Here is a 26,834-nt window from a genome sequence, read left to right as displayed (position 1 = left end):
CGGATCGGAACCATTCATGACTTCAACATCGCCAACCGAAACGCATGTCGCTCCCCAGGCGGATCACGGTGATCCGGCGAGGAGCTGGCTCGCACGCGTCGCCGAAGGACGCGCCTGGCTGTTCCTCGCCGGCCTGATCATCTGTTTCGAGGTCTGGTCGAGGCTCTCCTTCGGCGCAACCTTCGTGCTCAACCCGTTCAACGTGCAGTCCATTGCGATATTTGCCGTGGCGCCGCTGCTGCTGGCGACCGGGCAGACCTTCGTCATCATTTCGGGAGGCATCGACCTCTCGCTGGGCTTCATCATGGGTCTGGCGGCCGTCGTCGCGGCCCACGCCACGAATATGGCTGGCGTCGTCATGCCGGTGCCTCTGGCCATGATGCTGGGCATTCTGGCGGCGGTGATCGTCGCCGGCGTGCCTGGCGTCATCAATGGCCTGCTGATCTCGCGCCTCAGAATTCCACCCTTCATCGGCACGCTTGGCATGTTTGGCGTGGCGCGCGGCGCTGCGTTCCTGCTGGCCGGCGGCACGACGGTGCCGGTCCAGAATTCCTGGTTCGCGCTGCTTGGCAACGGCAGGTTCTACGGTGTGCCTTATCTCGTCATCATTGCCGCCGTCTTTGTCGTGGTGATGCACTACATCCTGAGCCAGACTCGATTCGGCCAGCACAACTACGCCATCGGCGCCAATGTGCAGGCGGCGAGTCGCGCCGGCATCGACATCAAGGGCCACATCCTGCGCCTCTACGTGCTTTCGGCGATGTGTGCCGGCCTCGGTGGCGCGCTCTATGCCGCGCGGTTCACCGCGGGCGCCGCCCAAGCCGGCGAACCCTTGCTGCTCGACAGCGTCGCAGCCGTGGTGATCGGCGGCGCCAGCCTGTTCGGTGGCTCCGGCACCATTTTTGGGACGGTCGCTGGCGCCTTGGTCATCGCGGTCATTCAATACGGGCTGGTCTTCGTTAATGTCGAGCCGTTCTGGCAGTTCATCGCCGTCGGCCTCGTCATCATCATCTCCGTTCTTATCGACCAGGCGCAGCGCCGGTTCAGTGGAGCTCGTCAGGATGAATAGTTCCGAACAAACCGCCCCGCTTCTCGAAGTCCGACACCTTTCCAAGCATTTCGGCGCGGTGCAGGCGCTGAATGATTTCTCCATGGCCGTGCGGCCGGGCGAAGTGGTGGCGCTGGCCGGCGACAACGGCGCCGGCAAGACGACGCTGATCAAGGCGATATCGGGCGTCTTTCAGCCGACCGGCGGTGAAATTCTGCTGCGGGGGCAGCCAGTCACCTTCGCGACGCCGCAGGAGGCGCGCGAAAAAGGCATCGAGACCATTTACCAGGATCTCGCTCTCGCCGACAATCTGTCCATCGGCGCCAATATCTTCCTCGGCCGTGAACCCATGCGCAAGGTTTTTGGTTTCTTGCCGGTGCTCGATCGCAAGGCGATGGCCGTCGCCGCCAAGCAGACCATGGGACGGCTGGATTTCCATGTCAGCCGGCTCGACGCCCCGGTCAGCAATTTCTCCGGCGGGCAACGGCAGGCCGTTGCCATCGGCCGGGCCGTCTATTGGGATGCGCAGATCCTGATCATGGACGAACCGACCGCGGCCCTCGGCGTGCCGGAGCAGCGCAAGGTCATCTCGCTTATCCACCAACTCAAGGCGCAAGGCCGGGGCGTGATCTTCATCTCGCACAATCTGCAGGATATTTTCGCCGTTTCCGACCGCATCGTCGTGCTGCGCCGCGGCATCCAGGCCGGCGAGCGCAAGATCTCGGAAACCAATCATGACGAAGTCGTCAAGCTCATGGTTGGCGGCTAGGCCGGTACTTTCGATTTCTGAAGCAACGCACGTCCCGAGGCAATGAGCTTCCCGGGTGGCGAGCCGGCAAAGTGGGCAATTCTCCGGCGAGAATGCACTGCGGCAGGATCGCCGGCAAAGCTACCGCGCCTAGCCGCTCAGCAGTCTCAATGCGCCCGCCCGATTCCGGCGAAAATGCTCGCCCCGACGATGACAAAATGCCGTCCAGATACGCCCGGCGCGGCGGAAAGAAGCAGGACGGCCAGCAGAGTCGACATTGCCTGAGGATGTCACTATATAGCGGCGGCTTTGGCCGAGTACCCTAGGGTTGCGCAGCGAATGGCGCCGCAGATGTGCCGCGTGTGTGACACCTATTGTCATACAAATTGACTGGATTGCCGGAAAATAACAAGTAGAAACAATGGCGCGATCCGAGACATTATCCCAGCCAACGGTGCCAGTCTCCTCAGGAAAATAGAATCTCCTTCACAATTAGAATGTGCTCCTTGAACCTTCGATGTCAGTCAGCCCTGTGGAGCTTGGGCGAGATCGGCTTGCCGGGTGACGACGACTCGGTTGGAATAGGAGCGTGCATCTTTTCGGGGATGCCGGCGTTTATGATTACCAACCGGCGCAGCCGCCAGGGAACAGCAGCATGAGCGAACACGCGATCGAGTTCTTGCAGGAGTGGATCGGCGAAAAGGTCCACTGCCAGTCCTCGCTGGACAGGATCGAGGAGCAGGCCGAGACCCTCGCCAGGGAATGCGCGGCGAAGGCGGCTGAGGCCGGCATACCGCTGGAGGATATCCAGGAAGAGGTCGGCGACATTCAGGAACTTATCGCGTCGAGGCTGGAAGAGGCGGCTGAGGCCGACCAGGACCAAAAGAATTCGGACAAGCCTGCCGAGTGACATGCCGACCCGGCGAAAGGCATCTATTTACCAGGCTCAACCGTTTCCAAGACCTGTGCGACGCGTGACACGCCACAGTCCTACTTTCCCTGACTCGCGCCGAATTTGCCCTTGAGCCATGCCTTCGGCAGCGCCGGCACGAAATTGCCGTCGCGCCCGGTCATGTCGTCATTGGCGACCAGCGCATTGAGGATCGCTTCCTCCACACCCCCGATCACGGCGTCGAAGAACGGGTCGATGTCGGTATCCGGGATAAAATCGGCGCTGGCGATGCGGCCTGACGGCGCCAGTGCCGCCTCGCGGTTGGCGGTCGAAAAGGCCAGGAAAATATCGCCCGAGCTATGATAGCCGAAGCCGCCGGTCATGGCGACGCCGAGCGGCGCCCGGCGAGCCAGGCGCTTCATCTGATGCGGCAGCAGCGGCGCATCGGTGGCGACGATCCCGATGATCGAGCCCTTTTCGGCACGCGGCGTGCTTTCGCGGATCGCCGGTTCCACGAGATCGGGCCCGGCGCGCAGGCCGCGAATGGTAAAATTGCTCCGCTTGCCGAAATTCGCCTGCACGAAGGCGCCGACCGTGTAGCGCCGGCCGTGCGATTCCACGTTTCGCGATGCCGTGCCGGAGCCTGCCTTGAAACCGAAGGCGATCATGCCGGTGCCGCCGCCGACGCTGCCTTCCTCGATCGATCCGCTGGTCGCGCCATCGAGGGCCGCGGCGACGTGCTCAAACCTGAGATGGTGGCCATTGATGTCGTTCAGGAAGCCGTCGTAGGTTTCCGCCGCCACCGGCAGGCCCCAGCCGCTGTCGAGCGCGGCCGGCAGCACGCGCTGCATCCAGCGCAGCGTTGCGTCGCGTGAAACGCCGCAGGAATGCGTGTTGGTGATGGTGATCGGAAAATTGAAGGCACCGGTTTCCTCGATGATGTGCGAACCGGTCAATTCGCCATTGCCGTTCTGGCCGAAAATCCCGGCAAACACCGGCGTGGCCAGCTCGGCGCGCGGTCTGGGCAGGATGGCGGTCACGCCGGTGCGCACCGGCCCCTTGCCGACCACCAGCGCACCTTCGCCCGAAATCAGCGTCGAATAACCGACCGCAACGCCAGCCACATCGGTGATGGCGTTGAACGGTCCGGGCGTGCCGTCAAAACAAATGCCGAAGGCTCGCGCGCGCGGCTTGCCGGAAGGCGTCGTCTGGTGATGTGGATTGCCGGAGATCATCGGCACTCAGAACAGTGAGCCTTGGTTGCCAGGCTCCCTGGCTTTGGTGGCCGGCTTTGCAGTTGTTTTCGGCCGTGCGGCGCCGCTGGTCGCAATCGCATCGGCGGTCCCGTCGGCGAACTCCAGCGAAAGTGCCAGCCCCGGCGTCACTTCCGCCGCTTGCTTGATCACCGCGCCGTCGGCGTCCTTCACCAGGGCGAAGCCGCGCGCCAGCACCGCCTTGTGCGACAGCGTCGCCAGCAGCCGGTCGGCCTGGGTCAGTTTCCCGCGCAAGCGCTCGAGCCGCACCGAAATCACCCGGTCCTGCCGCCGCGACAGCGCCGCCAAAACATCTGCCTGCAATTTCTGCCGCCTTGCGAGTGGCGCCGGCGACAGCCGCGCCGCAGTGCGCGAAAACCGCGTTCGCCGCTCGCGCACGATGGCGAAGAACGCCGCTTGCGCGCGGCCAAGGTCGCGGCCGGCCAGTGTGCGTGCCTCGTTCATGCGTCGCGAGAGGGTGGCCGGCGTCAGCCGCTGCGCCTGAAGCCTGGCTCGCTTGCGCTGGACGCTGACGGACAGCGCCCGGCCAAGCCGGGTCGTCGCCTCGTCGAAACGCCGGCGCGGCAATGCCAGCAACTGGTCGGGCGAAGGCAGCGCCCGGGCGGCGGCACGCGCCGCCTGGCGCTTGCGCTCGAAATTGCGCGATACCGCGGCCTTGAGCCGCGCACCAAGGCCGACAAGCGTTACTTCGAGGTCGGCGCGCACGGGCACGGCGATTTCGGCGGCACCCGTCGGTGTCGGCGCCCGCACATCCGCCGCCAGGTCGATCAGCGTCCAGTCCGTTTCATGGCCGACGGCGGAAATCACCGGAATGCGCGAGGCGGCGACGGCGCGGGCCAGCGCCTCGTCATTGAACCCCCAAAGATCCTCGAGGCTGCCGCCGCCGCGCGCCACGATCAAAAGGTCAGGCTGCGCGATGGCGCCATCCTGCGCCAGTGCGTTGAAGCCGTTGACGGCGGCGGTCACTTCGGCGCCTGCCGTTTCGCCCTGCACCCGCACCGGCCAGACCAGCACATGCAGCGGAAACCGGTCCTTGATCCGGTGGATGATGTCGCGGATGACAGAGCCTGTCGGCGAGGTGACGACGCCGATGACGCACGGCATGAACGGCAGCAAGCGCTTGCGGCCGGCATCGAACAGGCCTTCGGCCTGCAGCCGGCGCTTGCGCTCTTCCAGCAGTGCCATCAGCGCCCCGGCGCCGGCCGGCTCCAGATTGTCGATGACGATCTGGTAGGTGGACTTTCCGGGATAGGTGGTGAGCCGGCCGGTGGCGATCACCTCCATGCCTTCTTCGGGGCGGAACTTCAGCCGGCTCATCGTGGTCTTCCAGACCACGGCGTCGAGCCGTGCGCGGTCGTCCTTGAGGCAGAAATAGGCATGGCCGGAGGAATGCGGCCCGCGATAGCCTGATATTTCGCCGCGCACCCGCACATTGCCGAAGACGTCCTCGACCGTGCGCTTCAGCGCGCCGGAAATCTCGCCCACCGTGTATTCGGTGGCGTTGGTACGTGATTCGGATGCTGCGTCGCTCATTGGCCGATTGGGGGGCGGTTGTTGGCCGGCGTCAAGACGGGTGTGTCCGGTGCCGGCCAATTGCGGGGGTTTTTCACCAGCCCGGCGAGATCTGGTTCGGCTTGGTCCGCTTCGTCTTAGAGAAGGCAAATGCCGGGAAGTCGAAGCTTCCCGCCTCTTCGCCAAGCGGCACGGAAATATTGTCGAGGCTTTCCGAAATGTGGCGGGCCAGCGCCTCGACGATCTCCGGCCGCGACGTCTGGCCGCGCATGATGCCGATGCGGCAATCGGGCAGGGCACCGAACCCGTCGGCGTCGCCCAGCACCCGCATGCCGGGCCGCAGCGCGCATTCCGGCAGCACCGAGATCGCCAGGCCGGAAAGCACCGCGGCGGTAATGACCGTTGCCGAGAAGCTGGTGAACAGGATGCGGTAGTCGCGGTTCTGCCGGTCGAGCACGTCGACGGCGGCCCGCCGCCAGATGCAGTTCGGCCGGCCGAAGGCCATCGGCAGAATGTCCTGTTCATGCGTCGCATGGTTGGCCGAAGTCACCCACAGCAGCGGTTCGCGCCGCACCACTTCCGATTGGCCGTGCGCGTCACTATGCGTCACCAGCGCCAGATCGAGATTGCCGCGCTTGATATGCTCGACCAGCCCCGGCGTCGGCTCGCAGATGACGGTCAGTTCGACACGTGGGTTGGAACGGGCGAAACGGGCCATGATCTCGGGCAGGAAGCGATCGGCATAGTCGTCCGGCGTGCCGATGCGGATCGTGCCTTCGAGCCGCCGGTCGTCGAAGGCGGCCAGCGTTTCCCGATTGAGGAACAGCAACCGTCTTGCGTAGGAGAGCAGCCTGTCGCCTTCCTCGGACAGCCTGTTGGTGCGCCCGTCCTTTTCGAACAGCGGCTTGCCGATCCGTTCCTCAAGCCGGCGCATCTGCATGGACACCGCCGACTGGGTTCGATGCACCGCTTCCGCCGCGCGGGTGAAGCTGCCGGTGTCGACGATCGAGACGAAGGTCTGCAACTGATCGAGATCGAGTGGTGCTTTCATCGTTCTATCCATCACTGACGTTGATGCTAAAGATTAAAAACATTCGTTGGATTAATCAATCGAACGGTGGCAAATTTACGACTGTCCACATGACGGCACATGAATCAGGACCAGAACGGCCGCTGTTTCCAGCGCCGATCACCCGTATTCGCCCGTTGAAAGAAGGAGACTGCCATGGCTACGTTTGATTTCGCCACCGAGACTTCGCGCATCACGTCGCGTCCGGCTATTGCGACGCGCGTGGTCAACACCATCTCCAACATCTATCGCGCCTGGAAAAACCGTCGCGCCTTCTATCGCCTCGGCGAGATGTCGGATGCCGAACTTGCCGACATCGGCTTGACGCGCGCCGATCTCCACGTCGCCATCGACGTACCATTCGGCCGCGATCCAACCGAGAGGCTTCGCGCCATCGCGGCCGATCGCACGGAAACAGTCGAGGACGTCTGCCGCAAGGTGGCCTGATCGCGTTGGTTCCGTGCCCTTTGCGGCACGGCGCTAAAGGATTTCGCAGGCACCCCACTCCCTGCCGGTTTCCCCGCCGGCCCGCCTGCACACTGCCCGATCCTCCCAAGGACCGGGCATTTTTTCTTTGAGCGGCGCTCAAGATCAGGTTGCGGCCGCCTCGTCGGTTTAGCGCCGATCCATGCCTCGCTTGAACTGATCGAAGATCGATTCCATGCCCTTCTGGTAATCGTCGCGCTGCTGCGCGCCCGCCTCGAACATCTTGCCGAACAAATCGTCGAACGGATTGCGTGGCCTGCCGCTCGGATTGGTCTGCGGCTGCGGCGCTTCGCGTTGCTGCGGCGCTTCGCGCTGCTGCTGTTGCGCGCCGCCGCCGAACATGTCCTGCAGCACCTTGCCGAGCGGATTGTCGCCGTAGGGATTGGGCGCCTGCTGCGGCTGACCCTGCGGCTGCTGCGCGCCGCCGAACATGTCCTGCAGCATCTTGCCGAACGGATTGTCCATCGGGCCGGGCTGTGGTGCCGGCGCCTGTGCGCCGCCAGCCTGCCGCATCATCTGCTCGATGATCTCGCCGAGCGGATTGCTGCCGCCGCCGAATCCGCCTGCTGCCTGCATCTGATTTGTGGTCTGCTTGAACAGGCCGCCCATCATCATCGAAGCCACGACCGGCAGCATCTGCTGCAAGATCTGCTGGCTGACGCCGCTCGCCTGCGCTGCCTGGCTGGCAACGGCGCGCGACAGGTCTTTTGAGCCGAACAGATGGCCAAGAATGCCGTTGCCTTCATCGACGCCCTGCGGCGAAAAGGCCCGACCTGCGTCCTCGAAATATTTGGCGTGCTGGCCGCTGGCCATTGCCGTCATGAACGCGCCGAGCCCGTAAGGGTCGGAGGTGCTGCGCTTCAGCCCCTGTGAAAAGGCCGGCAGCAGCGCCTCGACCGCCGATTGCGCTTGCTGCTGAGAAAGCCCGAACTGTTGGGCCAGGGCCTGCATGCCGTTGCCGTTCTGCGCCTGCGCCAGAATGTCGAACAAAGAAGGCATTGGTTTTCTCCTCCGGGAAATCCTCGTAGGAGAGAGCCTATCGCATCGGCCCAAAAATCGGAATCGATTTTCGGAAAGCGCTTTTTTCCTGAGCTGTCGGCCAAGCCGAGTGCAAACGGCTAATACGCATACTCCATGAACACCGGCTCGATCGAGCCGCCCCAGCGCGTATGATAGGCGGAGAGCAATTCCTCGGCGCTGGTGGTGCCGCGCGCGACGACTTCGTCCAGCGTGCTGAGGAACGAGGTTTCGTCGTAGCCGTCGCGGTTCTTGCGGCCGCGGTTCTTCAGCCCCATGCGCGAGATGACGAGCACGTCGCGGGCGATCTCGCGCAGTGTCGTGTTGCGGAACGGCGCCGAAATGCCCTGTTCCGGCACGGCGTTGCGCATCGCCAGCACTTCTTCATAGCTCCAGCTCGAGGTCAGCGACTCGGCCGCGTCGAGCGCCGCCGCGTCATAGAGCAGCCCGACCCAGAAGGCCGGCAGCGCGCAGATGCGCCGCCACGGCCCGCCATCGGCGCCGCGCATTTCAAGGAAACGCTTCAGTCGCACGTCGGGAAACAGCGTCGACAAATGGTTCGCCCAATCACCCATCGTCGGCAGCCCGTCAGAAATCTCGTTGCGGGCCGCACCCGCCATGAACTGGCGGAAGGTGACGTGCGTCATGTCGTGGTAGTGGCCGTCGCGGATGACGAAGTACATCGGCACGTCGAGCGCCCATTCGACATAGTCGGCGAAGCCGAAATCGGGCGAGAAGCAGAAGTCGAGCAGGCCCGAGCGCTGGTTGTCGGTGTCGCGCCAGATGTCGCCGCGCCAGCTCTGAAATCCGTTGGGCCGGCCCTCGGTGAACGGCGAGTTGGCGAACAGCGCCGTCGACAGCGGCTGCAGCTTCAGCGACACCTGCATCTTGCGGCGCATGTCGGCCTCGCTCTCGAAGTCGAGATTCACCTGGATGGTGCAGGTGCGGTACATCATGTCGAGGCCCTTGGTGCCGACCTTGGGCATATAGCGCGTCATGATCTCATAGCGCGATTTCGGCATTTTTGGCGTCTCTGCCAGCGACCATTTCGGGCTGCCGCCGAGGCCGAGGAAACGGATGCCCATCGGCTCGGCGATCTCGCGCACCTGCGCCAGATGCGCATTGCCCTCGCGGCAGGTCTGATGGATCGTCTCCAGCGGCGCGCCGGACAGTTCGAACTGGCCGCCGGGTTCCAGCGAAATCGCGCCCCGGCCGGTCGGCTCGACCAGGCCGATGATGCGGCCAGCATCCATGATCGGATCCCAGCCGAGTTTTTCCTGCATGCCTTCGAGAATGGCGCGGATGCCGTGCTCGCCGCCATAGGGCACCGGCGCATTGCCGTCGACATAGAACGGGAATTTCTCGTGTTCGGTGCCGATGCGCCATTTGTCGCGCGGCTTGTTGCCTTCAGCCAGGTGCTCGACAAGCTCGTCGACGCTTTCAATCGGCCGGAAATCGGTTGTGTCGCGCGCCATGAACAGCCCTCCGACGCATGACCCGAAAATCGGCATCGATTTTCGCTGGGGATCATGCGCCAAACCAAAGTGCTACAACTTCCTATGCGCGTCCGAAAGGACGCGCGGCGCTGTAGGCGGCCGGACGACCGCCGGCGCTAGATGGACGAAATGTCAGTAGGCGATCAAGCGAAAAATCCTGAGCCACTGGTCAACCGGATTGATCACCAATCCCCGATTGTCGCCTGTATCACCGCCAGTGCCGCCACCGCAGCCGTATCGGCGCGCAGGATACGCGGGCCGAGTGGAATCGCGGTTACGAAAGGCAGCGCCCTCAGCATCCTTCGTTCCTCGTCGGAAAACCCGCCCTCGGGCCCGACCAGCAGCCCGAGCTTCTTCTCCCGCACCGCTTGCAGCGCTGGCAGGGGACTGTTGGTCCCGGCATCCTCGTCGCAGAAGATCAACCGCCGCTCCTTGTCCCAGCCGGCCAGCAGGCGTTCGAATTTTTCCGTTTCGCACACCTCAGGCACCGCCAGGATGCCGCATTGTTCGGCGGCCTCGACGACATTGGCGCGCAGCCGTTCGATGCCGGGCTTTGCGACTTGCGTGTGCTGGGTAATGACCGGCTGCAGGACGCCGGCGCCCATCTCGACCGCCTTCTGCACCAGATAGTCGAGCCGACCCTGCTTTAGCGGCGCAAAGCAGTAGACGAAATCGGGCAGCCGCGGCTGCGGCCGCTGCAAGGTCAGCACCTTCAGCCGCACCGCCTTTTTTGATTTGGCGGCGATTGCCGCCGACCATTCGCCGTCGCGGCCGTTGAACAACAGGATTTCGGCGCCTTCGCCGAGCCGCAGCACATGCAAGAGGTAATGGCCCTGCTGCGGACTCGCCTCGAACTCGATGTCAGGTCCGAGGTCGTCCGGCACGAACAGCCGCTGCATCTTGTAATTGGCGCGCATCGCCGAGGAATGGGCGAGCCGGCTCTTGACGTCAAGTCTTGGCCGAGGGATGCCAGACCGGTTCGTAGCCTTGCCTCAGCACAGCAACGGTGGTCGTCGGCGTGAGCAGGCGGATTGGACCGTCGGCAAAACCGCCGAACCTGACCGGATCGACCCCCACACCACCGCCGTAACCTGCGAACGACCAGCGCAGTGCCTTGCCGCCACGCATCGCATAGGCATTGCCGCCGTCCGCAACCATGGCGCCGTCCGGCAACCCGGCAAGCTCTTCCGCGGATACGATCGGTGCCTGTCCACCCGACGCCGGCCGCTCCCTATGCAGCCGCTTGTCGACCTGCGGTGCGCGCGGCTCGGCAATGCCGAAGGCCATGCCGAAGCGCCGGACGAAATCCTTGGCCCGCTCGCGCCGGCAGAAGAAGCAGGGCCGATGCCCGGCCGAGAGCGCGGTCACCTCGTCGAGGAAAAACAATTCGGTCCAGCCCGCCTTGCCACCCGACTGCTTGCCGCCCGAATGGTCGTCGCTTTGCCTGTTGCGGCCCATCGGCTCGCGCCGCACATCGCGGAATTCGCAGACGCAGATAATCCAGGCCTGCAGCGCCCAGCGCTTTTTCAGCAGCGTCTTCGTTTCGGGGTCATGGATGATGCCGCGATTGCCCATAAACAGGCCGCGTTCCGGCACGGCGTGGATGACGCCGAACGGGTCGACCCGATTCTGCAGCGGCATAGGTTTCTGCAGTGGCATGGCTTTCTCCCCGAATACGTATCTTGGCCGGAATGACGGCGGCATGATATCGCTCGTCGCATCGTTTTCATGTCAGCAGGTTTTTCGATGCGGGTGCTGGTGGTCCAGAATTTCGACAGCGAGGGCCTTGGCCAGATCGGCGCAGCGCTTGTCGAGGCAGGCGCCGATATCGACCTGCGCCGGCCCTATTGTGGCGAGATGCTGCCGCAGGACAGCGCTGCGCACGACGCCATGGTCGTGCTCGGCGGCGCCCAGAATGCGCTGGACGACGAAATTTGTCCGTATTTTCCTGAACTGCTCGACCTGACGCGCGATTTCGCCGGCAAGGATCGCGCCGTGCTCGGTATCTGCCTTGGCAGTCAGTTGGTCGCGCGCGCCTTCGGCGGCGAGAACCGGATCGGGGCCGCCTCTGAATTCGGCTGGCACCAGGTCTCGCTCACGCCGGCGGCGACGGCCGATCCGGTCCTCGGCGCGCTGCCCGAACATTTCCCGATCTTCGAATGGCATGACGACACTTTTGTCTTGCCCGAAAGCGTCGTGCGGCTCGCCGGCAACGAGGTCGCTGAGAATCAGGCGTTTCGTATCGGCCGTGCCGTCTATGGCTTTCAGTTCCATTTCGAGGCGGACCGGCCGATGGTCCGCGACTGGAGCGCATCCTTCGCATCGCTCATTGCCGAACGGCACCCGGACTGGAGCGATCGGCTCGACGACGAAATGGCCCGCCACGGAGCGGCTGCCGATGCCGCCGGGCTGGCCATCGCCCGCGCCTGGGTGGCGACGATCTGATCAGTCGGTACCGACGTTGCATATTTGGCACGCCGGCAAAAATCCGCTGTGGACAGCATGTTTCGTCCTTGGCTTGTGGCCGCCCGCCGCCCTAGAAGGCAGCCGCTCTGCATCGTCCGTGCAACGTGATGAACCTTTTGGGTCACTCGCGCGACACATCGCCGATACAGAACATGCCTAAAAGCAGCGAAATCATCGAAACGTTGAGACGCATTTTCCGTTTCAACCCATTCGTAACCCGCCCCGTGCACAGATGCAGGAAGCTCAACAAGAGATGACGTCCGTGAAAGCAGCGCTTCTGTCCTTTGTCATGTTGTCGGCCATCGTCTTGTGCGGCCTCGGCACCTATGCCGGCGACGCAGCCAACAACCACAACGCCGTCGACGGCTACGGCGTTACCGCCGCGCTTCGCTAAGCGCTTAACCCCTCTCGCCTGACACCACCAGGATACGCTTGTCGGCACCCTCGACGACGAGCGCGCTGAGGTTTCCCGTCTGGTAGGCGAGCGTGTCGATATTGACGCGGTTGACCATCACTTCGGCCTCCGGCACCGGCGTGTGGCCATGCACCACGATTTTTGGATGCAGGCCGGAATGGTTGTGGAAGACATCGCGAATCCAGATCAGGTCCTGCGTGCTCTGACTTTCCAGCGCAATGCCTGGCCGGATGCCGGCGTGGCAGAAGAAGAAGTCGCCGAAGGTCAGTGAAAACGGCAGCGACTGCAGGAACTCGACGTGGCTTTTCGGCACGGCCTCGACAAGTGCGGCATGGCCTTGCCGCAGTGCCGCCTCGGACCTGCCAAACCACGCGCCGCCGCCTTCATTGAGCGCCACGCCATAGGATTGCGCGGTCTGGATGCCGCCATAGCGCATGAAAAGCCCGTCCGCATCGGGGGCATCGAGGAAGTCGAGGAAGCCGATGTCGTGGTTGCCGGCGAGCATCAGGTGGCGCGGGTCGCGTTTTCGCACTTCGATCAGGAAATCGAGGACTCCCTTGGAGTCCGGGCCGCGGTCGACATAGTCGCCGAGATGGACGACACGCCAGTCGGCCGGCCGCGCCTGGCCGATCTCGGCCGCAATCCGGCGGTACATGGCGGCGAGCAGGTCGAGCCGGCCATGCACGTCGCCGACCGCGTAGATGCGCATGCCTTCCGGTCCGCGCGCGTCGAGAAAGTGGATGCCCGGGGCAGTCAATGCGTCCATCTCCGTGATCATGCCGTCACGGGAGTCTAACGCCGAAGCTGATCCTTGCCCATGTCGGTCACCAGACGCTTTCCGCACAGTGCCAGCGTTATGTCCATCTCTTTGCGAATGATTTCCAAGGCTTTGGTAACCCCTTCCTTGCCGAGCGCGCCGAGGCCGTAGAGGAAAGGCCGGCCGATATAGGTGCCCCTGGCGCCGAGGCACAGCGCCTTCAGCACGTCCTGGCCAGAGCGGATGCCGCCATCCATATGCACTTCGATCGTGTCGCCGACCGCGTCGGCGATCTCTTCCAGCACCGAGATCGACGACGGCGCGCCGTCGAGCTGGCGTCCGCCATGATTGGAGACGATGATCGCGTCGGCGCCGGTCTTGGCCGCCATCAGCGCGTCTTCCTTGTCCAGGATGCCCTTCAGGATCAGCTTGCCGCCCCAGCGCTCCTTGATCCAGGCGACGTCCTTCCACGACAGATGCGGATCGAATTGCTCCGTCGTCCACGACGACAGCGAGGTGAGGTCGCCGACGCCCTTGGCGTGGCCGACGATGTTGCGGAAGGTCCGGCGCTTGGTGCCGGCCATGCTAAGGCACCAGCCCGGCCTGCTCGCCACCTGCCAGACATGCTTCGGCGTGAAGCGTGGCGGCGCCGACAGCCCGTTGCGGATGTCCTTATGGCGCTGGCCGAGGATCTGCAGGTCGAGCGTCAGCACCAGCGCCGAGCATTTCGCCGCCTTCGCCCTGTCGATGAGACTGAGGACGAAATCCTTGTCGCGCAGCACATAGAGCTGGAACCAGAACGGCTTCTTGGTCACCGAGGCGACGTCCTCGATCGAACAGATGCTCATCGTCGACAGCGTGAACGGCACGCCGAATTCCTCCGCCGCCTGCGCCGCCAGCATCTCGCCGTCGGCATGCTGCATGCCGGTCATGCCGGTCGGCGCCAGCGCCACCGGCATCGCCACCTTCTCGCCGATCATGGTCGATTCCAGCGAGCGGTTGCTCATGTCGACCATCACGCGCTGGCGGAACTTGATCTTTTGGAAGTCCTCTTCGTTGGCCCGGTAGGTGCTTTCGGTCCATCCACCGGAATCGGCATAGTCGAAGAACATCTTCGGCACGCGGCGGCGCGCCAGGTCCTTGAGATCGGCGATGGTGAGGATCATGCTCATGGGCTTCCCGCTGATTGTTCGCTAATTCGTCGTAATTCTTGGCCGGCTCTCAGAGGCTGTTTCGAAAGTCGCTCCGGCGAGTCATATGGGGGTAGTTTCGAGAACCGGAGCGGAGCGGACATTAGAGCGCTGTGCGTCCAATTGGACGCGCAAGGACGCTCTAACACTTTGCATCTGTGCATGATCCTTTTCCGGAAACCGAAATCGGTTTCCGGGGTCATGCACTGGTCCGTGAGCACCGGAAGCGCAGAAAATGCCATCAGATGGCCGCCGGAGTAGAGTTTCCAAACAGTCTCTCACGAGCGTCTTCTCGCCGGCTCGCCGTCGCCGGCTTCTGAGCGCTGCATCAGCCTCAGCCGCGACACGCGTTGCCAGTCGCCGCTGCGCTCGGCCTCGGCCATGGTGCGTTCGACATGGGTGATGTGGTCCATCGCCGCCTGCCGTGCGGCCGCCGGATCGCCGGCCTTGATCGCTGCGTAGATCGTCCGGTGCTGCGAAAGCAGCGCCTCGCGCGCGCCCGGCACGTTGAACACCAGGAGCCGGTTCTGGAACACGCCCTCCGACAGCAGCCGGTAGCACGAGCGCAGCGTGTGCAACAGGATGATGTTGTGCGCGCATTCGCAGATCGCGTGGTGGAACTCGACGTCGATTTCCGCCTCGTCATCGAAGCTGCCGGTCCGGTGCGCCTCGTCCATGCGCGCCATGATGCGGTCGAGCAGCGCCAGATCGTCTGATGTGGCGCGCCGCGCCGCATACTCGGCCGCCACCGCCTCGATCTCGCGGCGGTATTCCAGATAGTCGGTCGCCGCCTTGCGGTGCATCGAGATCAGGTCCGTCACCGGCTTGGTGAACAGCTGGCCGATGACATCGGCGACATGGGTGCCGCCGCCTGGCCGGGTCGTCAAAAGCCCGCGCCCCTCCAGGGTCTTCAGCGCGTCGCGCAGGATCGGCCGCGACACCTCGAACCGGCGCGCCAGCTCGCGCTCGCCCGGCAGCCTGTCGCCGGTGCGCAGAACGCCTTCGAGGATCAGGCTCTCGATCTGCTGCACCACCTCGTCGGCGGTGCGGGAATGCTCGATCCTGGAGAAGATGTCGCTCAACGGGGATGCCTGAGGATTGAACCGGTGTCGCGCAGGATAAAGCCAGTGTCGGCAACTGGTCAAATTATTTATCCAGTTCGTTCCGCTTGGCCGGGTCCGACGTCGTCCCGGCATATCGCTTTCGGCAAATTTGTCGTTTGCGTGCCCCGGCAATTGGCTCTAGAGGGACACGGATTGCACCAGGCCCGGGGGACCAGCCGTGGCAGATGACCCGTCCAATCCAAAATTCCAGCCGCGTGTCGAGGGCAGCGTCATGGGCTTTCCCGCGCATGAGGGACGGCCTGGCGCGCTCGGCGAGGTTCACGCCCGTCCACATCCGCTGGTCGAGCAGCCGCGCGTTCTGGTGCAGCTTTCGTTCATGACCGAAGCCGGATCCGGCGTCGACCAGGCGGTGCTTTCCGAACTGTCGCGGCGCCTCGGCATCGCCGCGCCTGACCCTCATGCCCGCCACCACGCGATGAAGTGGGGCAAGGGCTCGCTGCGCTGGGAACGGCATACGGAATTCTCGACCTATCTGTGGGAAGGACCGCTCTCCGAGAGCGGCCAGCGCCAGGAAGGTTCGCCTTTCGGCAACGGCTTTTCGCCGCCGGGAACGGTGATTTCCGGCATCAGGCTCGAAATCCGCAAATGGACGCAAGCGAGCGAAAGGCTGATCGCCGGCTTCGACCCGACCAGCCTGTGCTATTCGCTGGTCGAGCGCGGCAACGCCGCCATCGTCACCGATTTCCGCCAGGATGGTGACGGCATGACCCGCATGCTGGTGCTCGACCGCGGCCTGACGCCGGCACGCACCGGCGCGCTGGCGCAACGGCTGATCGATATCGAAACCTACCGCACGCTGGCCATGCTTGGCCTGCCGCTGGCGCTGATGCTGTCCAGTCGCGCCCGCCGCATCGAAGACCGGCTGGCGCAGACCACACTGGAAATGAAGGTCGCCGAAACCCGCGACAACCAGACGCTGCTTGCCGACCTGACCGAGCTTGCCGCCGAACTGGAGGCTGATGCAGCCTCCAGCCTCTATCGCTTCGGCGCCAGCCGAGCCTATGACGGCATCGTCCGCGAACGGCTGGAGGCGCTGGAGGAAGAGGCGGTGCCCGGCTACGACACCTGGGGCGGCTTCCTGCAGCGCCGCGTCGCCCCCGCCATGCGCACCTGCCGTTCGGTCGAGGAGCGTCAGGCCAATTTGTCGACCAAGCTCACCCGTGCCACCACGCTGCTGCGCACCTGGGTCGACGTCGAGGTCGAGAAGCAGAATCGCGATCTGCTGGCGTCGATGAACAACCGCGCCCGCCTGCAATTGCGGCTGCAGCAGACGGTGGAAGGGCTCTCGGTCGCCGCCGTCTCCTACTACGTCGTCGGCCTCATCGGCTACGTCGCCAAGGGCGCCTCGATCTTCGGGCGTGCCGTCGCGCCCGAGGTCGTCACCGCCGCGTCAGTGCCGCTCGCCATCCTGCTGGTCTGGTGGGGCGTGCGCCGAGTGCGCCGCCTGCACTCCGAACCCGCCAAGCCGGCAGGCGAGTAAACCTCACCCTCCCCCATGTGGGGAGGGTCGGCTCATGATCGCAGCGAAGCGAAGATCGTGAGACGGGGTGGGGGTGCTCATAAAGCGCTTCCCTCTCGCCGACCCGCGCAAGACCGTGCCGATGTCGGCTTCCGTTTCGCGGCCAAAGCAGGATTTGCAACAAGCGCCTGCTGCTGGTAAAAGATTTTTACCAGTCGATCGAAGGAGACTGTTGATGTCCGGCCTGCTGATGCCGAAGCCAGACGACGCAACGATGCGCCGGCGCGACGAGATCGTCGCCGATATGCGCATCATCGTGCCTGGCGAGGGCGTCGTCGACGCGGCCAATTCGATGCGCGCCTTCGAGAGCGACGGCCTCACCGCCTATCGGCAATTGCCGCTGGTCGTGGTGCTGCCCGAAACGGTGGCGCAGGTCTCGCGCGTGCTGAAATATTGCAACGACCGCAACATCCGAGTCGTGCCGCGCGGTTCCGGCACCTCGCTGTCAGGCGGCGCGCTGCCGCTGGAAGACGCCGTGCTGCTGGTGATGAGCAGGTTCAACCGCATTCTCGAGATCGATTTCCCCAACCGCATCGTCGTCGCCCAGCCGGGCGTCACCAATCTCGGCATCACCACCGCCGTCGAGCAGGAGGGCTTTTATTACGCCCCCGATCCATCCTCCCAGATCGCCTGCTCGATCGGCGGCAATGTCGCGGAGAATTCCGGTGGCGTGCATTGCCTGAAATACGGCCTCACCGCCAACAATGTGCTCGGCATCCAGATGGTGCTGATGAACGGCGAGGTGGTGCGGCTCGGCGGCAAGCATCTCGACGCCGAAGGCTACGACCTGCTCGGGGTGATGACCGGTTCCGAAGGCCTGCTCGGCGTCGTCACCGAGGTCACCGTGCGCATCCTGAAGAAGCCGGAGACGGCGCGCGCGCTGCTGATCGGCTTCCCGGCCAGCGAGCAGGGCGGCCAATGCGTCGCCGACATCATCGGCGCCGGCATCATCCCGGGCGGCATGGAGATGATGGATCGTCCGGCGATCCATGCGGCCGAGGATTTCGTCCATGCCGGCTATCCCCTAGATGTCGAGGCGCTGCTGATCGTCGAGCTCGACGGGCCGGGCGTCGAGGTCGATCATTTGATCGGCCTGGTTGAGGCAATCGCCTATAGGAACGGCTCGACCACATGCCGCATATCGCAATCGGAGCAGGAGCGGCTGAGTTTTTGGGCCGGCCGCAAGGCGGCCTTTCCGGCGGTCGGCCGCATCTCGCCCGACTATTACTGCATGGACGGCACCATCCCGCGCAAGGAACTGCCGCGCGTCCTGCACGGCATGCGCGAACTCTCCGAAAAATACGGGCTCGGCGTCGCCAACGTCTTCCATGCCGGCGACGGCAATCTGCATCCGCTGATCCTCTATGACGCCAACGTGCCGGGCGAGCTCGACAAGGCGGAAAGTTTCGGCGCCGACATCCTGCGGCTTTGCGTCAAGGTCGGCGGCGTGCTGACCGGCGAGCACGGCGTCGGCGTCGAGAAGCGCGACCTGATGCCGGAGATGTTCAACCAGATCGACCTCGACCAGCAGATGCGGGTCAAATGCGCTTTCGACCCCAACCATCTGCTCAACCCGGGCAAGGTGTTTCCGCAGCTGCGCCGTTGCGCCGAGCTCGGACGCATGCACGTGCATCGCGACCAGATGGCGTTTCCGGATATTCCGAGGTTTTGATGGTAGCGTCGCAGAATGGCGGCTCCTCGCCCCCGCAAAGCGGGGGAGAGGTGGCTCGGGCGAAGCCCGAGACGGAGAGGGGGGCGACCGATGCGCCGAGCCGGCGTTCACCTGAAAAGATCGCCCGCGCCCGCGCACTTCGGCGCGGCGATAATCAGGCGGAAGCGACCCTCTGGAACGAACTGAAGGCCAAAAGGCTAGGCGGGTACAAATTCGTGCGGCAGATGCCGATTGGACCGTATTTCGCAGACTTTACCTGTCGAAGCGAACGGCTGGTCGTGGAGCTGGACGGAAGTCAGCATGCCGAGAGTTCCTATGACAGACGACGCGACGAATTCATGCGTGGTGAAGGGTTCTCGGTGATGCGGTCCTGGAACGTCGACGTTCTGAAAAAACCGAGGAGCGTTTGCGAGACCATTCTAGCGGCACTGGAAGGGCGATTGGCCGAAGACGTAATCGCCTCGGACCTGAGGTTCGTTTTTGCGGCCAAGAAGGTTGGAGGTGGCGCTCTATGATCGCCCCCTCTCCGGTTTGCTTCGCAAACCACCTCTCCCCCACTCTGTGGGGGCGAGGAACCCAAGTTTTTCTAACAATGGCGTTCCGGGATCAGGGTTCCTCGCCCCCGCAAGGCGGGGGAGAGGTGGCTCGGGCAAAGCCCGAGACGGAGAGGGGGTCTGCGGCCGATGTGCGCCCAGGACAGCCATGACCACCTTCACCCCCGCCACCGCCGCCGAAACCCTCGCCACCGTCCAATGGGCGGCGGCGGAAGAAACGCCGCTCGAAATCCTCGGCCATGGCTCCAAGCGCGGCATCGGCCGTCCGCTGCAGACCGAGCACACGCTCGACCTGTCGAACCTGTTAGGCGTGACGCTCTACGAGCCGGCCGAACTGGTGCTGTCGGCAAAGGCAGGCACGCCGCTGGCCGAGATCGAAAAATTACTTGCCGAAAACGGCCAGCAGCTAGCCTTCGAACCGCTGGATTATGGCTCGCTGCTCGGCGGCGAGAAGGGAAAAGGCACGATCGGCGGCGTGCTGGCCGCGAACCTTTGCGGCCCGCGCCGGCTGAAGGCCGGGGCGGCGCGCGACCATATTCTTGGCATAGCAGCGGTTTCCGGGCGTGGCGAGGCGTTCAAGTCGGGCGGCCGCGTGGTCAAGAACGTCACCGGCTATGACCTGTCCAAGCTCATGGCCAACAGCTGGGGCACGCTTGCCGTCGTTACAGACGTCACTTTCAAGGTGCTGCCCGTTGCCGAGACCGAAGTCACGCTGGCTGTGCGCGGCCTGCTCGACGATCATGCCGCGGCCGCTATGGCGCTGGCGCTCGGCTCCAGCGCCGAAGTGTCGAGTGCTGCCCATCTTCCCGAACGCGTTGCCGCTCGGGTCGCCGGCGGCAGTCTCGGCAGCACCGCCGCGACATTGCTGCGCGTTGAAGGTTTCGGGCCGTCGGTCGCCTACCGCATTACGGCGCTGAAAGATCTGCTCGGAAATGCGGGGCCGCTCGATGAAATTTCGGGCGAGATCTCGCATTCCCTCTGGCGCGATATCCGCGATTGCGCGCCGTTTGCCGACGGCCTGGAAAAGCCAGTGTGGCGCGTGTCGATGGCGCCGGCGCAAGGCCACCAGATGGTGCTGGCGCTGCGCAGGCAGGCGGCCGTCGATGCCTTTTATGACTGGCAGGGCGGACTGATCTGGCTGTGCACGGAGCATGGCGATCCCGAAGCAGATATTCTGCGCGCACTGTTGAGACAGTATGGCGGCGGCCATGCGACGCTGGTGCGCGCCGCCCCTTCGCATCGCGCCGCTGTGCCGGTGTTCGAGCCGCAGGCGCCGCAACTGGCAGCATTGTCGGCACGGCTCAAAACCGAATTCGATCCGAAGGCGATCCTCAACCCCGGCCGCATGGCTTAGGAGGTACGAGATGCAGACCAATTTCTCAGCTGCCCAGCTTGCCGATCCGCATGTCGCGGAATCGGAAAAGATCCTGCGCAAATGCGTGCATTGCGGCTTCTGCACGGCCACCTGTCCGACCTATGTGACGCTTGGCAACGAGTTGGATTCGCCGCGCGGGCGGATCTACCTGATCAAGGACATGCTGGAGAACGGCCGTCCGGCCGACAAGCAGATCGTCACCCATATCGACCGTTGCCTATCCTGCCTCGCCTGCATGACAACCTGCCCGTCGGGCGTCAACTACATGCATCTGGTCGACCATGCCCGCGCCCATATCGAGGAGACCTATAAGCGCCCGCTGCCCGATCGGCTGACGCGCGCCATGCTGGCCTTTGTCCTGCCTTATCCCTCGCGGTTCCGCACTGCGCTCAAGCTGGCGAGGCTCGCGCAGCCATTCGCCGGACTGTTCGAAAAGGTCCGGGCGCTGAAGCCGCTGGGTGCGATGCTCAAGCTCGCCCCGGCATCGGTTCCGGCGGCCTCGCCAATGGCTTCGCCGGGCATCCATGCCGGGCAGGGCACAAGCAAAAATGGCCGCGTCGCCATCCTCACCGGCTGCGCGCAATCCGTGCTCGATCCCGCCATCAACGACACGACAATCGCGCTGCTGACGCGGCTCGGCGTCGAGGTTGTGGTGCCTGAGCGTGAAGGCTGCTGCGGCGCGCTGGTCCATCATATGGGCCGCGAGGAGGCAGCCCTTGCCTCGGCCAGGCAGAATGTCGACGCCTGGACGCGCGCTATCGACCAGGGTGGGCTGGACGCCATCGTCATCACCGCGTCCGGCTGCGGCACCACGATCAAGGACTACGGTTTCATGCTGCGCCTCGATCCCGCCTATGCCGAAAAGGCGGCGCGGGTGTCGGCGCTGGCCAGGGACATCACCGAATATCTGGTGAGTCTTGATCTGCCCGAGCCGGTGCGCCAGCCCGGCATGATCGTCGCCTATCACTCGGCCTGCTCGATGCAGCATGGCCAAAAAATCACCCGCCAGCCGAAGGAGCTTCTGGCCAAAGCCGGCTTCGTCGTGCGCGAGCCGCGCGAGGGGCATCTGTGCTGCGGCTCGGCCGGAACCTACAACATTTTGCAATCCGAGATTTCAGCTCAGCTGCGCGACCGCAAGGTCAGGAATATCGAGGCAACCGGTGCTGAAATCGTCGCCACCGGCAACATCGGCTGCATCACCCAGATCGCGTCTGGCGCGAAGCTGCCGGTGGTGCATACGATAAAGCTGCTCGACTGGGCTTATGGCGGGCCGCAGCCGGAGGGCGTTCCGGACAGCAGGGCAGTTGTGGCAGCGGAGTGAGGCGCTACCTGCCTATTCCGCCGCCAACTTGTCCACCACGCCATAGGTCGCCTGGTAAAGCGCCCGCTGGCGGCTGAGCGCCACCATCGTGTTGCGCAAAAGAATCGCCACGGTGATCGGGCCGACGCCACCCGGCACGGGCGTGATCCAGGACGCCACATGCCTGACGCTCTCGGCGTCGACGTCGCCGACGATGCGGCTCTCCCCGTCCGGTCCGATCTCGGCATTGATGCCGATGTCGATGACGGCCGCACCGGGCTTGACCATGTCGGCTTTGATCAGCCGCGGCTTGCCGACGGCGACGAACAGCGCATCGGCGCGGCGCGCATGCGCTGCCACCGAGCGCGTCATGTGATGGCACACCGTCACCGTCGCGCCTTCGCTCATCAGCAGGAAAGCGATCGGCTTGCCGACGATCTCGGAGTGGCCGACGATGACGACCTCGAGCCCCTTGAGATCGAGACCGGTTTCCTTGAGCAGTTCGACCGAAGCGGCGGCCGTGCACGGTGCGAGGTCGAGCTGGTTGTAGACGATGTTGCCGATCGAGGCTGGGTGCATGCCCTCGACGTCCTTGAGCGGATGCACCGCCGCCTGAAGCGTCTTGATCGGGATATGCACCGGCACCGGCCGCTGGATGATGATGCCGGTGACGCGCGGATCGGCGTTCAGGCCGTGGATCGCCGCTTCGAGTTCGCCGGCGGTGATGTCGGCGGAAAATCGCCTTTCTTCGAAGCCGATACCGGCCAATGCCGCCTTGGCGCGCTGGTTGCGCACATACACATCGACTGCAGCCGTGTCGCCGACGGTGATCGATATCAGTTTGGGCGCAAAACCTTCGGCGGTGGCGATCGCCGCATCCTCGCGCACCGAGGCGATGATGCGTTGGGCGACCGGACCGCCCCGGAGATAGCGGCTGTCATCGGAGAGGGACATTGAGCTGGGCCTTTGTCTGGAAGCGTTGCAGCCGACATAGCAAACTACCAAGGAGAATGGCAGCGAGAATGCGAACCGCCATGCTGCGGGCGCGACGTACCACCCTGCCAAACCATCCTATGGCGTCCCGGAAACAGAAAGGGCAGCGCGGATTGCCGCGCGGCCCTTTCGTGACTGACCGTATCCCCACACGGCCCGTCCCCCGTATTCCGATAATCCAGAGTCTTCTGGACAGACTCGGCAACAAAATCAACCGCAGATTACATCACCACAACCGTTGTGCCAACATCGACGCGCTCATAGAGGTCGACGACGTCCTCGTTGCGCATGCGAATGCAGCCCGACGACACGGCGCCGCCGATCGTCCATGGCTGGTTGGTGCCGTGGATGCGGTAGAGCGTCGAGCCGAGATAAAGCGCGCGCGCGCCGAGCGGGTTCTCGACGCCGCCGGCGAGATAGGTCGGCAGATAACGGCCTTTGGCGGCCTCACGCGAAATCATCACTGCCGGCGGTCGCCATTCGGGCCAGACCTTCTTCTGCGAGATCTTGTGTTTGCCGGCCCATTCGAAGCCCGGCTTGCCGGTGCCGACGCCAAAGCGCCGCGCCTTGCCGTTGTTCTCGACCAGATAGAGGAAATTCTCCCGCGTATCGATAACGATCGTGCCCGGCTTCTCCGGGCCGTCATAGGCGACTTCCTGCGGCAGGTAGATCGGGTTGATCTGCGGGCGCGCGATAATGCGCTTCTTGGACGGCGCCTGCATCGCCGCCGTATGCAGCTGAGCCGGTTGCGCCTGCCGTTGAGAACGGCGCTGCGGCCTTTGCATCTCTTGCCGGTTCTGGCGGACGATGCCCGGCGCGCGGCCAAGCTGCAGCACCCAGGGCGCTGAAAGGTCGGGGCTCACCATCACCGGCGGCCTGTCGGCATAACGGTCATTGGCGCTGGAGGACGTAGCGGCAGCGGCCAGCACGGCTACGGCGCCGAGCAGCGGGAACAAAAATATCTTCATCGGAACGCATCCTGATCGTCGAACATGCCGGGGCGAGAAAAGCGTCCCCGATGTCGCGAACATTGGGCGCGGAGCAGCAACCGAAACATGAATCGGAATGCGTAAAATGCCGCATTGTCAGTAAAGCTTTCGGTGTGGTTACCGGCCGGTTCAGGAATCTGGTAAAGCCGCGGTAAAGGCAGCGCTGAGGCGCATTAACCAATGGAATTCCGCCATGGATGAGAAGACAGGCCTGCTCGCCGGACCCGATGGTATCGCGCGCTGCTTCTGGCACGGCAATCTGCCGGATTATCTGCACTACCACGATCACGAATGGGGCCGGCCGGTCGCCGACGACCGCAGGCTGTTCGAAAGGATCTGCCTCGAAGGCTTTCAGTCGGGCCTGTCCTGGCTGACCATATTGCGCAAGCGCGAGAATTTTCGCGAGGCGTTCGGCGGTTTCGATATCGACAAGATCGCCGCCTTCACCGAACAGGATGTCGAGCGCCTGCTCGGCAACGCCGGCATCATTCGCCACCGCGGCAAGATCGTCTCGACCATCAACAACGCCAGGCGCGCGCGTGAATTGGCCGACGAGGCCGGCTCGCTGGCGGCCTGGTTCTGGAAGTTCGAACCCGGCCCGGACGAACGGCCCGAAATCGTCGATCTCGCCCATCTGCGCGCCAATCCGACCACGTCGGTCTCGGTGCGGATTTCGAAGGAGCTGAAGAAACGCGGCTGGAGCTTTGTCGGCCCGACCACCGTCTACGCCTTCATGCAGGCGATGGGGCTGGTCAACGACCACCTCGAGGGCTGCGTCTGCCGCGAGCAGGTCGAGGCGGAGCGCAAGGCGTTCAAAAGGCCGAAGTGAGCTCCTTCTCCCCGTTTACAGGGAGAAGGTGCCGGCAGGCGGATGAAGGGCAGCGCGAACGTGTGAAAGCTCGTACTGTCCCTCAGTCTCAAGCGCCGCCGGCGCCCGCCAAAAAGAGGCCGGCCACGATAGCCGCTATCGTGGCAAAAGCCGGATAGATCACGAGCAGGCTGGTCAGCAACGCATCGCGCATGGTCGGCCCTGTACGCTTGTCTGAGGCAACCTCGAACGGTCCCGCCATTTGGGCTGTAGATCCCGGTGCATGATGATCGGCCGGCCGCAACTGGGCGGGTAGATCGCGGGTGCGGCTGTCGGTAATGTCGAATTTCTGCGCCAAGGTCATGGCCCGAACCCCTTGTTTCGGCGCGCTTTATCGGCTGCGATTGTGTCGGCACGATGCCGCGCTTATGGCGGATTTGTTTCAGCTTCCTGCCTTCTCCCACACGGGGAGAAGGCAGGGAGCAAACCCTTGCCGCGCCAAGTCCCATCGGTTAGGACACGCCAACTCGAAACAAGTCAGCTTTTACCTAGCGAAAAGACCCGTGCCATGGCCGACAAATCGGAAAAGATGAAAGCGCGGCTGCCGCGCGGGCTTGTCGACCGCGGCGCCGAAGATATCCGTGCAGTCGAGAAGATGATGGCGACGATCCGCTCGGTCTATGAGCTGTACGGCTTCGAGCCGGTCGACCAGCCGCTGATCGAATACACCGACGCGCTGGGCAAATTCCTGCCCGATCAGGATCGGCCGAACGAGGGCGTGTTCTCCTTCCAGGACGATGACGACCAGTGGCTGTCGCTACGCTACGATTTGACCGCGCCGATGGCCCGTTTTGTCGCTGAAAACTTTGAGCGCCTGCCAAAACCCTATCGCAGCTACCGCTCCGGTTGGGTGTTCCGCAACGAGAAGCCCGGCCCTGGCCGCTTCCGCCAGTTCATGCAGTTCGACGCCGACACGGTTGGAACGCCGGGCGTTGCCGCGGACGCCGAGATGGCGATGATGATGGCCGACGTGATGGAAGCGCTCGGCATCAAGCGCGGCCACTACGTCATTAGGGTCAACAATCGCAAGGTGCTCGACGGCGTGTTGGAGGCGATCGGCCTTGGCGGCGACGAGAATATCGGCCGCCGGCTGACGGTGCTGCGGGCAATCGACAAGCTGGACAAGTTTGGACCGGAAGGCGTCAAGCTTTTGCTGGGCAAAGGTCGCTGGGACGGCGGTAAAGAGGGCGAGGGGGATTTTACAAAGGGGGCTGGGCTAGACGAAGTTCAAGCAGCGTTCGTTGTCGCCGTCGTTCTTCACAACCAGCACGTCGAGGCTGGGCTCAAAAACGATGTAGGAAAATGGAACAGGGCACTTGGGGCCAACCCCACCGCCGAAGCAGGATTTGCTGAACTCAAAGAGATTGAAGCGCTTGTCCTAGCTGCCGGCTATGGTCCGGACCGCATCCGCATCGACCCTTCCGTCGTCCGCGGCCTCGAATATTACACCGGCCCGGTCTACGAAGCCGAACTGCTGGCCGAAATTCCCAACGAAGAGGGAAAAATCGTGCGCTTCGGCTCGGTCGGCGGTGGCGGGCGCTATGACGGGCTGGTCTCGCGCTTTCGTGGCGAGCCGGTGCCGGCGACCGGTTTTTCCATCGGCGTGTCCAGGCTGATGACCGCGCTGAAGAACCTCGGCAAGCTCGATACATCAGACGTGATCGCGCCGGTCGTCGTGCTCACCATGGACAAGGACCCGGAAAGTCTCGGCCGCTACCAGAAAATGGTGGCCTCGCTGCGCGCCGCCGGCATCCGCTCGGAAATGTATCTCGGCGGCGCCGGCATGAAGGCGCAGCTCAAATATGCCGACCGCCGCGGCAGCCCGGTCGCCATCATCCAGGGCGGCGACGAGCGGGCGAAAGGCGAGGTGCAGATCAAGGACCTGATCGAGGGCGCCCGGATGTCGGCGGAGATTGTGGACAACGCCGAATGGCGCGCGGCGCGGCCGGCTCAGGTGACCGTGGCGGAAAGCGAGCTGGTTGGCGAGGTGAGGAAGATACTGGCGGCGCAGGCGGAGGAGCGGGCGCGTGGCAAGTAGAGCGCCGCTCCCTTCTCCCCTTGTGGGAGAAG

General features: G+C 64.0%; 26 protein-coding genes. 13 read left to right on the top strand and 13 right to left on the bottom strand.

The window, feature by feature from the left end:
* Positions 1-16 precede the first annotated feature (16 nt).
* The 3 genes from AC0L16_RS18965 (at position 17) to AC0L16_RS18955 (ending at position 2,706) form a co-directional block, all read left to right on the top strand.
* On the top strand, positions 17-1,069 hold the full coding sequence (locus tag AC0L16_RS18965; RefSeq protein WP_473622505.1) for an ABC transporter permease subunit: 1,053 nt from the start codon (positions 17-19) through the stop codon (positions 1,067-1,069).
* A complete protein-coding gene (locus AC0L16_RS18960; protein ID WP_202364313.1) occupies positions 1,062-1,817 on the top strand; it encodes an ATP-binding cassette domain-containing protein in 756 nt (251 codons plus the stop codon). Before AC0L16_RS18965 ends, AC0L16_RS18960 begins: the two co-directional genes overlap by 8 nt.
* 634 nt (positions 1,818-2,451) lie before the next feature.
* Positions 2,452-2,706 (top strand): hypothetical protein, encoded by a 255-nt coding sequence (locus AC0L16_RS18955; protein WP_473622503.1) that lies wholly within the window; start codon positions 2,452-2,454, stop codon positions 2,704-2,706.
* An 80-nt stretch (positions 2,707-2,786) separates the two neighbouring features.
* Here the strand turns inward: AC0L16_RS18955 and AC0L16_RS18950 are convergent, their stop codons facing one another.
* From AC0L16_RS18950 to AC0L16_RS18940, 3 genes are all read right to left on the bottom strand, one after another.
* The gene (locus AC0L16_RS18950; RefSeq protein WP_473622584.1) at positions 2,787-3,920 is read right to left on the bottom strand and encodes a DmpA family aminopeptidase; all 1,134 of its coding nucleotides are present in this window, start codon (positions 3,918-3,920) and stop codon (positions 2,787-2,789) included.
* Between the two features lie 9 nt (positions 3,921-3,929).
* Positions 3,930-5,495, bottom strand: coding sequence for an exodeoxyribonuclease VII large subunit (xseA, locus tag AC0L16_RS18945; RefSeq protein WP_473622502.1), 1,566 nt, complete (start codon positions 5,493-5,495; stop codon positions 3,930-3,932).
* Positions 5,496-5,568: 73 nt separating this feature from the next.
* The gene (locus tag AC0L16_RS18940) at positions 5,569-6,525 is read right to left on the bottom strand and encodes a LysR substrate-binding domain-containing protein (RefSeq protein ID WP_473622501.1); all 957 of its coding nucleotides are present in this window, start codon (positions 6,523-6,525) and stop codon (positions 5,569-5,571) included.
* 174 nt (positions 6,526-6,699) lie between these two features.
* Here AC0L16_RS18940 and AC0L16_RS18935 point away from each other — a divergent pair, with 174 nt between their 5' ends.
* Positions 6,700-6,990: a DUF1127 domain-containing protein gene (locus AC0L16_RS18935; protein WP_473622499.1), complete on the top strand. Its 291-nt coding sequence runs from the start codon at positions 6,700-6,702 to the stop codon at positions 6,988-6,990.
* A 168-nt stretch (positions 6,991-7,158) separates the two neighbouring features.
* On the opposite strand, the gene AC0L16_RS18930 is transcribed toward AC0L16_RS18935, so the two are convergent.
* From AC0L16_RS18930 to AC0L16_RS18915, 4 genes are all read right to left on the bottom strand, one after another.
* Positions 7,159-8,028, bottom strand: a complete 870-nt coding sequence (locus AC0L16_RS18930; protein ID WP_473622498.1) for a DUF937 domain-containing protein — start codon at positions 8,026-8,028, stop codon at positions 7,159-7,161.
* Positions 8,029-8,147: 119 nt separating this feature from the next.
* Positions 8,148-9,521, bottom strand: coding sequence for a glutamate--cysteine ligase (locus AC0L16_RS18925; RefSeq protein WP_473622497.1), 1,374 nt, complete (start codon positions 9,519-9,521; stop codon positions 8,148-8,150).
* A gap of 203 nt (positions 9,522-9,724) precedes the next feature.
* Positions 9,725-10,459: a 16S rRNA (uracil(1498)-N(3))-methyltransferase gene (locus AC0L16_RS18920; RefSeq protein WP_473622496.1), complete on the bottom strand. Its 735-nt coding sequence runs from the start codon at positions 10,457-10,459 to the stop codon at positions 9,725-9,727.
* Positions 10,460-10,490: 31 nt separating this feature from the next.
* Positions 10,491-11,183 carry a hypothetical protein gene (locus AC0L16_RS18915; RefSeq protein ID WP_473622583.1) on the bottom strand — a complete coding sequence of 231 codons (693 nt, stop codon included), beginning with the start codon at positions 11,181-11,183 and terminating at the stop codon, positions 10,491-10,493.
* 105 nt (positions 11,184-11,288) lie between these two features.
* Here AC0L16_RS18915 and AC0L16_RS18910 point away from each other — a divergent pair, with 105 nt between their 5' ends.
* Positions 11,289-11,987 carry a type 1 glutamine amidotransferase gene (locus tag AC0L16_RS18910; protein ID WP_473622581.1) on the top strand — a complete coding sequence of 233 codons (699 nt, stop codon included), beginning with the start codon at positions 11,289-11,291 and terminating at the stop codon, positions 11,985-11,987.
* A 274-nt stretch (positions 11,988-12,261) separates the two neighbouring features.
* Positions 12,262-12,402 (top strand): hypothetical protein, encoded by a 141-nt coding sequence (locus AC0L16_RS18905; protein WP_167378775.1) that lies wholly within the window; start codon positions 12,262-12,264, stop codon positions 12,400-12,402.
* Between the two features lie 4 nt (positions 12,403-12,406).
* On the opposite strand, the gene AC0L16_RS18900 is transcribed toward AC0L16_RS18905, so the two are convergent.
* From AC0L16_RS18900 to AC0L16_RS18890, 3 genes are all read right to left on the bottom strand, one after another.
* Positions 12,407-13,180 carry a metallophosphoesterase gene (locus AC0L16_RS18900; protein ID WP_473622580.1) on the bottom strand — a complete coding sequence of 258 codons (774 nt, stop codon included), beginning with the start codon at positions 13,178-13,180 and terminating at the stop codon, positions 12,407-12,409.
* 35 nt (positions 13,181-13,215) lie between these two features.
* Positions 13,216-14,352: an alpha-hydroxy acid oxidase gene (locus AC0L16_RS18895; protein WP_473622495.1), complete on the bottom strand. Its 1,137-nt coding sequence runs from the start codon at positions 14,350-14,352 to the stop codon at positions 13,216-13,218.
* Positions 14,353-14,648: 296 nt separating this feature from the next.
* Positions 14,649-15,452, bottom strand: a complete 804-nt coding sequence (locus tag AC0L16_RS18890) for a FadR/GntR family transcriptional regulator (protein ID WP_473622493.1) — start codon at positions 15,450-15,452, stop codon at positions 14,649-14,651.
* 199 nt (positions 15,453-15,651) lie between these two features.
* On the opposite strand from AC0L16_RS18890, the gene AC0L16_RS18885 reads away from it, so the two are divergent.
* The 5 genes from AC0L16_RS18885 (at position 15,652) to glcF (ending at position 21,935) form a co-directional block, all read left to right on the top strand.
* Positions 15,652-16,974, top strand: coding sequence for a DUF3422 family protein (locus tag AC0L16_RS18885; RefSeq protein ID WP_473622492.1), 1,323 nt, complete (start codon positions 15,652-15,654; stop codon positions 16,972-16,974).
* Between the two features lie 214 nt (positions 16,975-17,188).
* Positions 17,189-18,685, top strand: coding sequence for an FAD-linked oxidase C-terminal domain-containing protein (locus AC0L16_RS18880; protein ID WP_473622490.1), 1,497 nt, complete (start codon positions 17,189-17,191; stop codon positions 18,683-18,685).
* Positions 18,686-18,735: 50 nt separating this feature from the next.
* Positions 18,736-19,200: an endonuclease domain-containing protein gene (locus AC0L16_RS18875; protein ID WP_473622488.1), complete on the top strand. Its 465-nt coding sequence runs from the start codon at positions 18,736-18,738 to the stop codon at positions 19,198-19,200.
* 187 nt (positions 19,201-19,387) lie between these two features.
* Positions 19,388-20,593, top strand: coding sequence for an FAD-binding protein (locus AC0L16_RS18870; RefSeq protein ID WP_473622487.1), 1,206 nt, complete (start codon positions 19,388-19,390; stop codon positions 20,591-20,593).
* 10 nt (positions 20,594-20,603) lie between these two features.
* The gene (gene glcF, locus AC0L16_RS18865) at positions 20,604-21,935 is read left to right on the top strand and encodes a glycolate oxidase subunit GlcF (RefSeq protein ID WP_473622485.1); all 1,332 of its coding nucleotides are present in this window, start codon (positions 20,604-20,606) and stop codon (positions 21,933-21,935) included.
* Positions 21,936-21,947: 12 nt separating this feature from the next.
* Here glcF and AC0L16_RS18860 read toward each other — a convergent pair whose 3' ends face one another.
* Complete coding sequence (locus AC0L16_RS18860; RefSeq protein WP_473622484.1) at positions 21,948-22,868, bottom strand: bifunctional 5,10-methylenetetrahydrofolate dehydrogenase/5,10-methenyltetrahydrofolate cyclohydrolase; 921 nt, start codon at positions 22,866-22,868, stop codon at positions 21,948-21,950.
* A 260-nt stretch (positions 22,869-23,128) separates the two neighbouring features.
* Positions 23,129-23,875, bottom strand: coding sequence for a L,D-transpeptidase (locus AC0L16_RS18855; RefSeq protein ID WP_473622482.1), 747 nt, complete (start codon positions 23,873-23,875; stop codon positions 23,129-23,131).
* Positions 23,876-24,089: 214 nt separating this feature from the next.
* On the opposite strand from AC0L16_RS18855, the gene AC0L16_RS18850 reads away from it, so the two are divergent.
* Positions 24,090-24,725: a DNA-3-methyladenine glycosylase I gene (locus AC0L16_RS18850; RefSeq protein WP_473622481.1), complete on the top strand. Its 636-nt coding sequence runs from the start codon at positions 24,090-24,092 to the stop codon at positions 24,723-24,725.
* Positions 24,726-24,813: 88 nt separating this feature from the next.
* Here AC0L16_RS18850 and AC0L16_RS18845 read toward each other — a convergent pair whose 3' ends face one another.
* Entirely contained in the window at positions 24,814-25,068 is a 255-nt protein-coding gene (locus AC0L16_RS18845; RefSeq protein ID WP_473622480.1) for a hypothetical protein, read from the bottom strand.
* Between the two features lie 204 nt (positions 25,069-25,272).
* Between AC0L16_RS18845 and hisS the strand changes: the two genes are divergently transcribed.
* Positions 25,273-26,802, top strand: coding sequence for a histidine--tRNA ligase (gene hisS, locus AC0L16_RS18840; protein ID WP_473622479.1), 1,530 nt, complete (start codon positions 25,273-25,275; stop codon positions 26,800-26,802).
* Positions 26,803-26,834 lie beyond the last annotated feature (32 nt).

Source organism: Mesorhizobium sp. WSM4848 (assembly GCF_055811375.1).
This window is presented reverse-complemented; position numbering and strand designations above follow the sequence as displayed.

What these genes read in the sequence shown, in the direction of transcription:
- AC0L16_RS18965 (WP_473622505.1), top strand. Translation starts at nt 17, where the DNA reads ATGACTTCAACATCGCCAACCGAAACGCATGTCGCTCCCCAGGCGGAT.
- AC0L16_RS18960 (WP_202364313.1), top strand. Translation starts at nt 1,062, where the DNA reads ATGAATAGTTCCGAACAAACCGCCCCGCTTCTCGAAGTCCGACACCTT.
- AC0L16_RS18955 (WP_473622503.1), top strand. Translation starts at nt 2,452, where the DNA reads ATGAGCGAACACGCGATCGAGTTCTTGCAGGAGTGGATCGGCGAAAAG.
- xseA (WP_473622502.1), bottom strand. Translation starts at nt 5,495, where the DNA reads ATGAGCGACGCAGCATCCGAATCACGTACCAACGCCACCGAATACACG.
- AC0L16_RS18940 (WP_473622501.1), bottom strand. Translation starts at nt 6,525, where the DNA reads ATGAAAGCACCACTCGATCTCGATCAGTTGCAGACCTTCGTCTCGATC.
- AC0L16_RS18935 (WP_473622499.1), top strand. Translation starts at nt 6,700, where the DNA reads ATGGCTACGTTTGATTTCGCCACCGAGACTTCGCGCATCACGTCGCGT.
- AC0L16_RS18930 (WP_473622498.1), bottom strand. Translation starts at nt 8,028, where the DNA reads ATGCCTTCTTTGTTCGACATTCTGGCGCAGGCGCAGAACGGCAACGGC.
- AC0L16_RS18925 (WP_473622497.1), bottom strand. Translation starts at nt 9,521, where the DNA reads ATGGCGCGCGACACAACCGATTTCCGGCCGATTGAAAGCGTCGACGAG.
- AC0L16_RS18920 (WP_473622496.1), bottom strand. Translation starts at nt 10,459, where the DNA reads ATGCGCGCCAATTACAAGATGCAGCGGCTGTTCGTGCCGGACGACCTC.
- AC0L16_RS18915 (WP_473622583.1), bottom strand. Translation starts at nt 11,183, where the DNA reads ATGCCGCTGCAGAATCGGGTCGACCCGTTCGGCGTCATCCACGCCGTG.
- AC0L16_RS18910 (WP_473622581.1), top strand. Translation starts at nt 11,289, where the DNA reads ATGCGGGTGCTGGTGGTCCAGAATTTCGACAGCGAGGGCCTTGGCCAG.
- AC0L16_RS18905 (WP_167378775.1), top strand. Translation starts at nt 12,262, where the DNA reads ATGACGTCCGTGAAAGCAGCGCTTCTGTCCTTTGTCATGTTGTCGGCC.
- AC0L16_RS18895 (WP_473622495.1), bottom strand. Translation starts at nt 14,352, where the DNA reads ATGAGCATGATCCTCACCATCGCCGATCTCAAGGACCTGGCGCGCCGC.
- AC0L16_RS18880 (WP_473622490.1), top strand. Translation starts at nt 17,189, where the DNA reads ATGTCCGGCCTGCTGATGCCGAAGCCAGACGACGCAACGATGCGCCGG.
- AC0L16_RS18870 (WP_473622487.1), top strand. Translation starts at nt 19,388, where the DNA reads ATGACCACCTTCACCCCCGCCACCGCCGCCGAAACCCTCGCCACCGTC.
- glcF (WP_473622485.1), top strand. Translation starts at nt 20,604, where the DNA reads ATGCAGACCAATTTCTCAGCTGCCCAGCTTGCCGATCCGCATGTCGCG.
- AC0L16_RS18860 (WP_473622484.1), bottom strand. Translation starts at nt 22,868, where the DNA reads ATGTCCCTCTCCGATGACAGCCGCTATCTCCGGGGCGGTCCGGTCGCC.
- AC0L16_RS18855 (WP_473622482.1), bottom strand. Translation starts at nt 23,875, where the DNA reads ATGAAGATATTTTTGTTCCCGCTGCTCGGCGCCGTAGCCGTGCTGGCC.
- AC0L16_RS18850 (WP_473622481.1), top strand. Translation starts at nt 24,090, where the DNA reads ATGGATGAGAAGACAGGCCTGCTCGCCGGACCCGATGGTATCGCGCGC.
- AC0L16_RS18845 (WP_473622480.1), bottom strand. Translation starts at nt 25,068, where the DNA reads ATGACCTTGGCGCAGAAATTCGACATTACCGACAGCCGCACCCGCGAT.
- hisS (WP_473622479.1), top strand. Translation starts at nt 25,273, where the DNA reads ATGGCCGACAAATCGGAAAAGATGAAAGCGCGGCTGCCGCGCGGGCTT.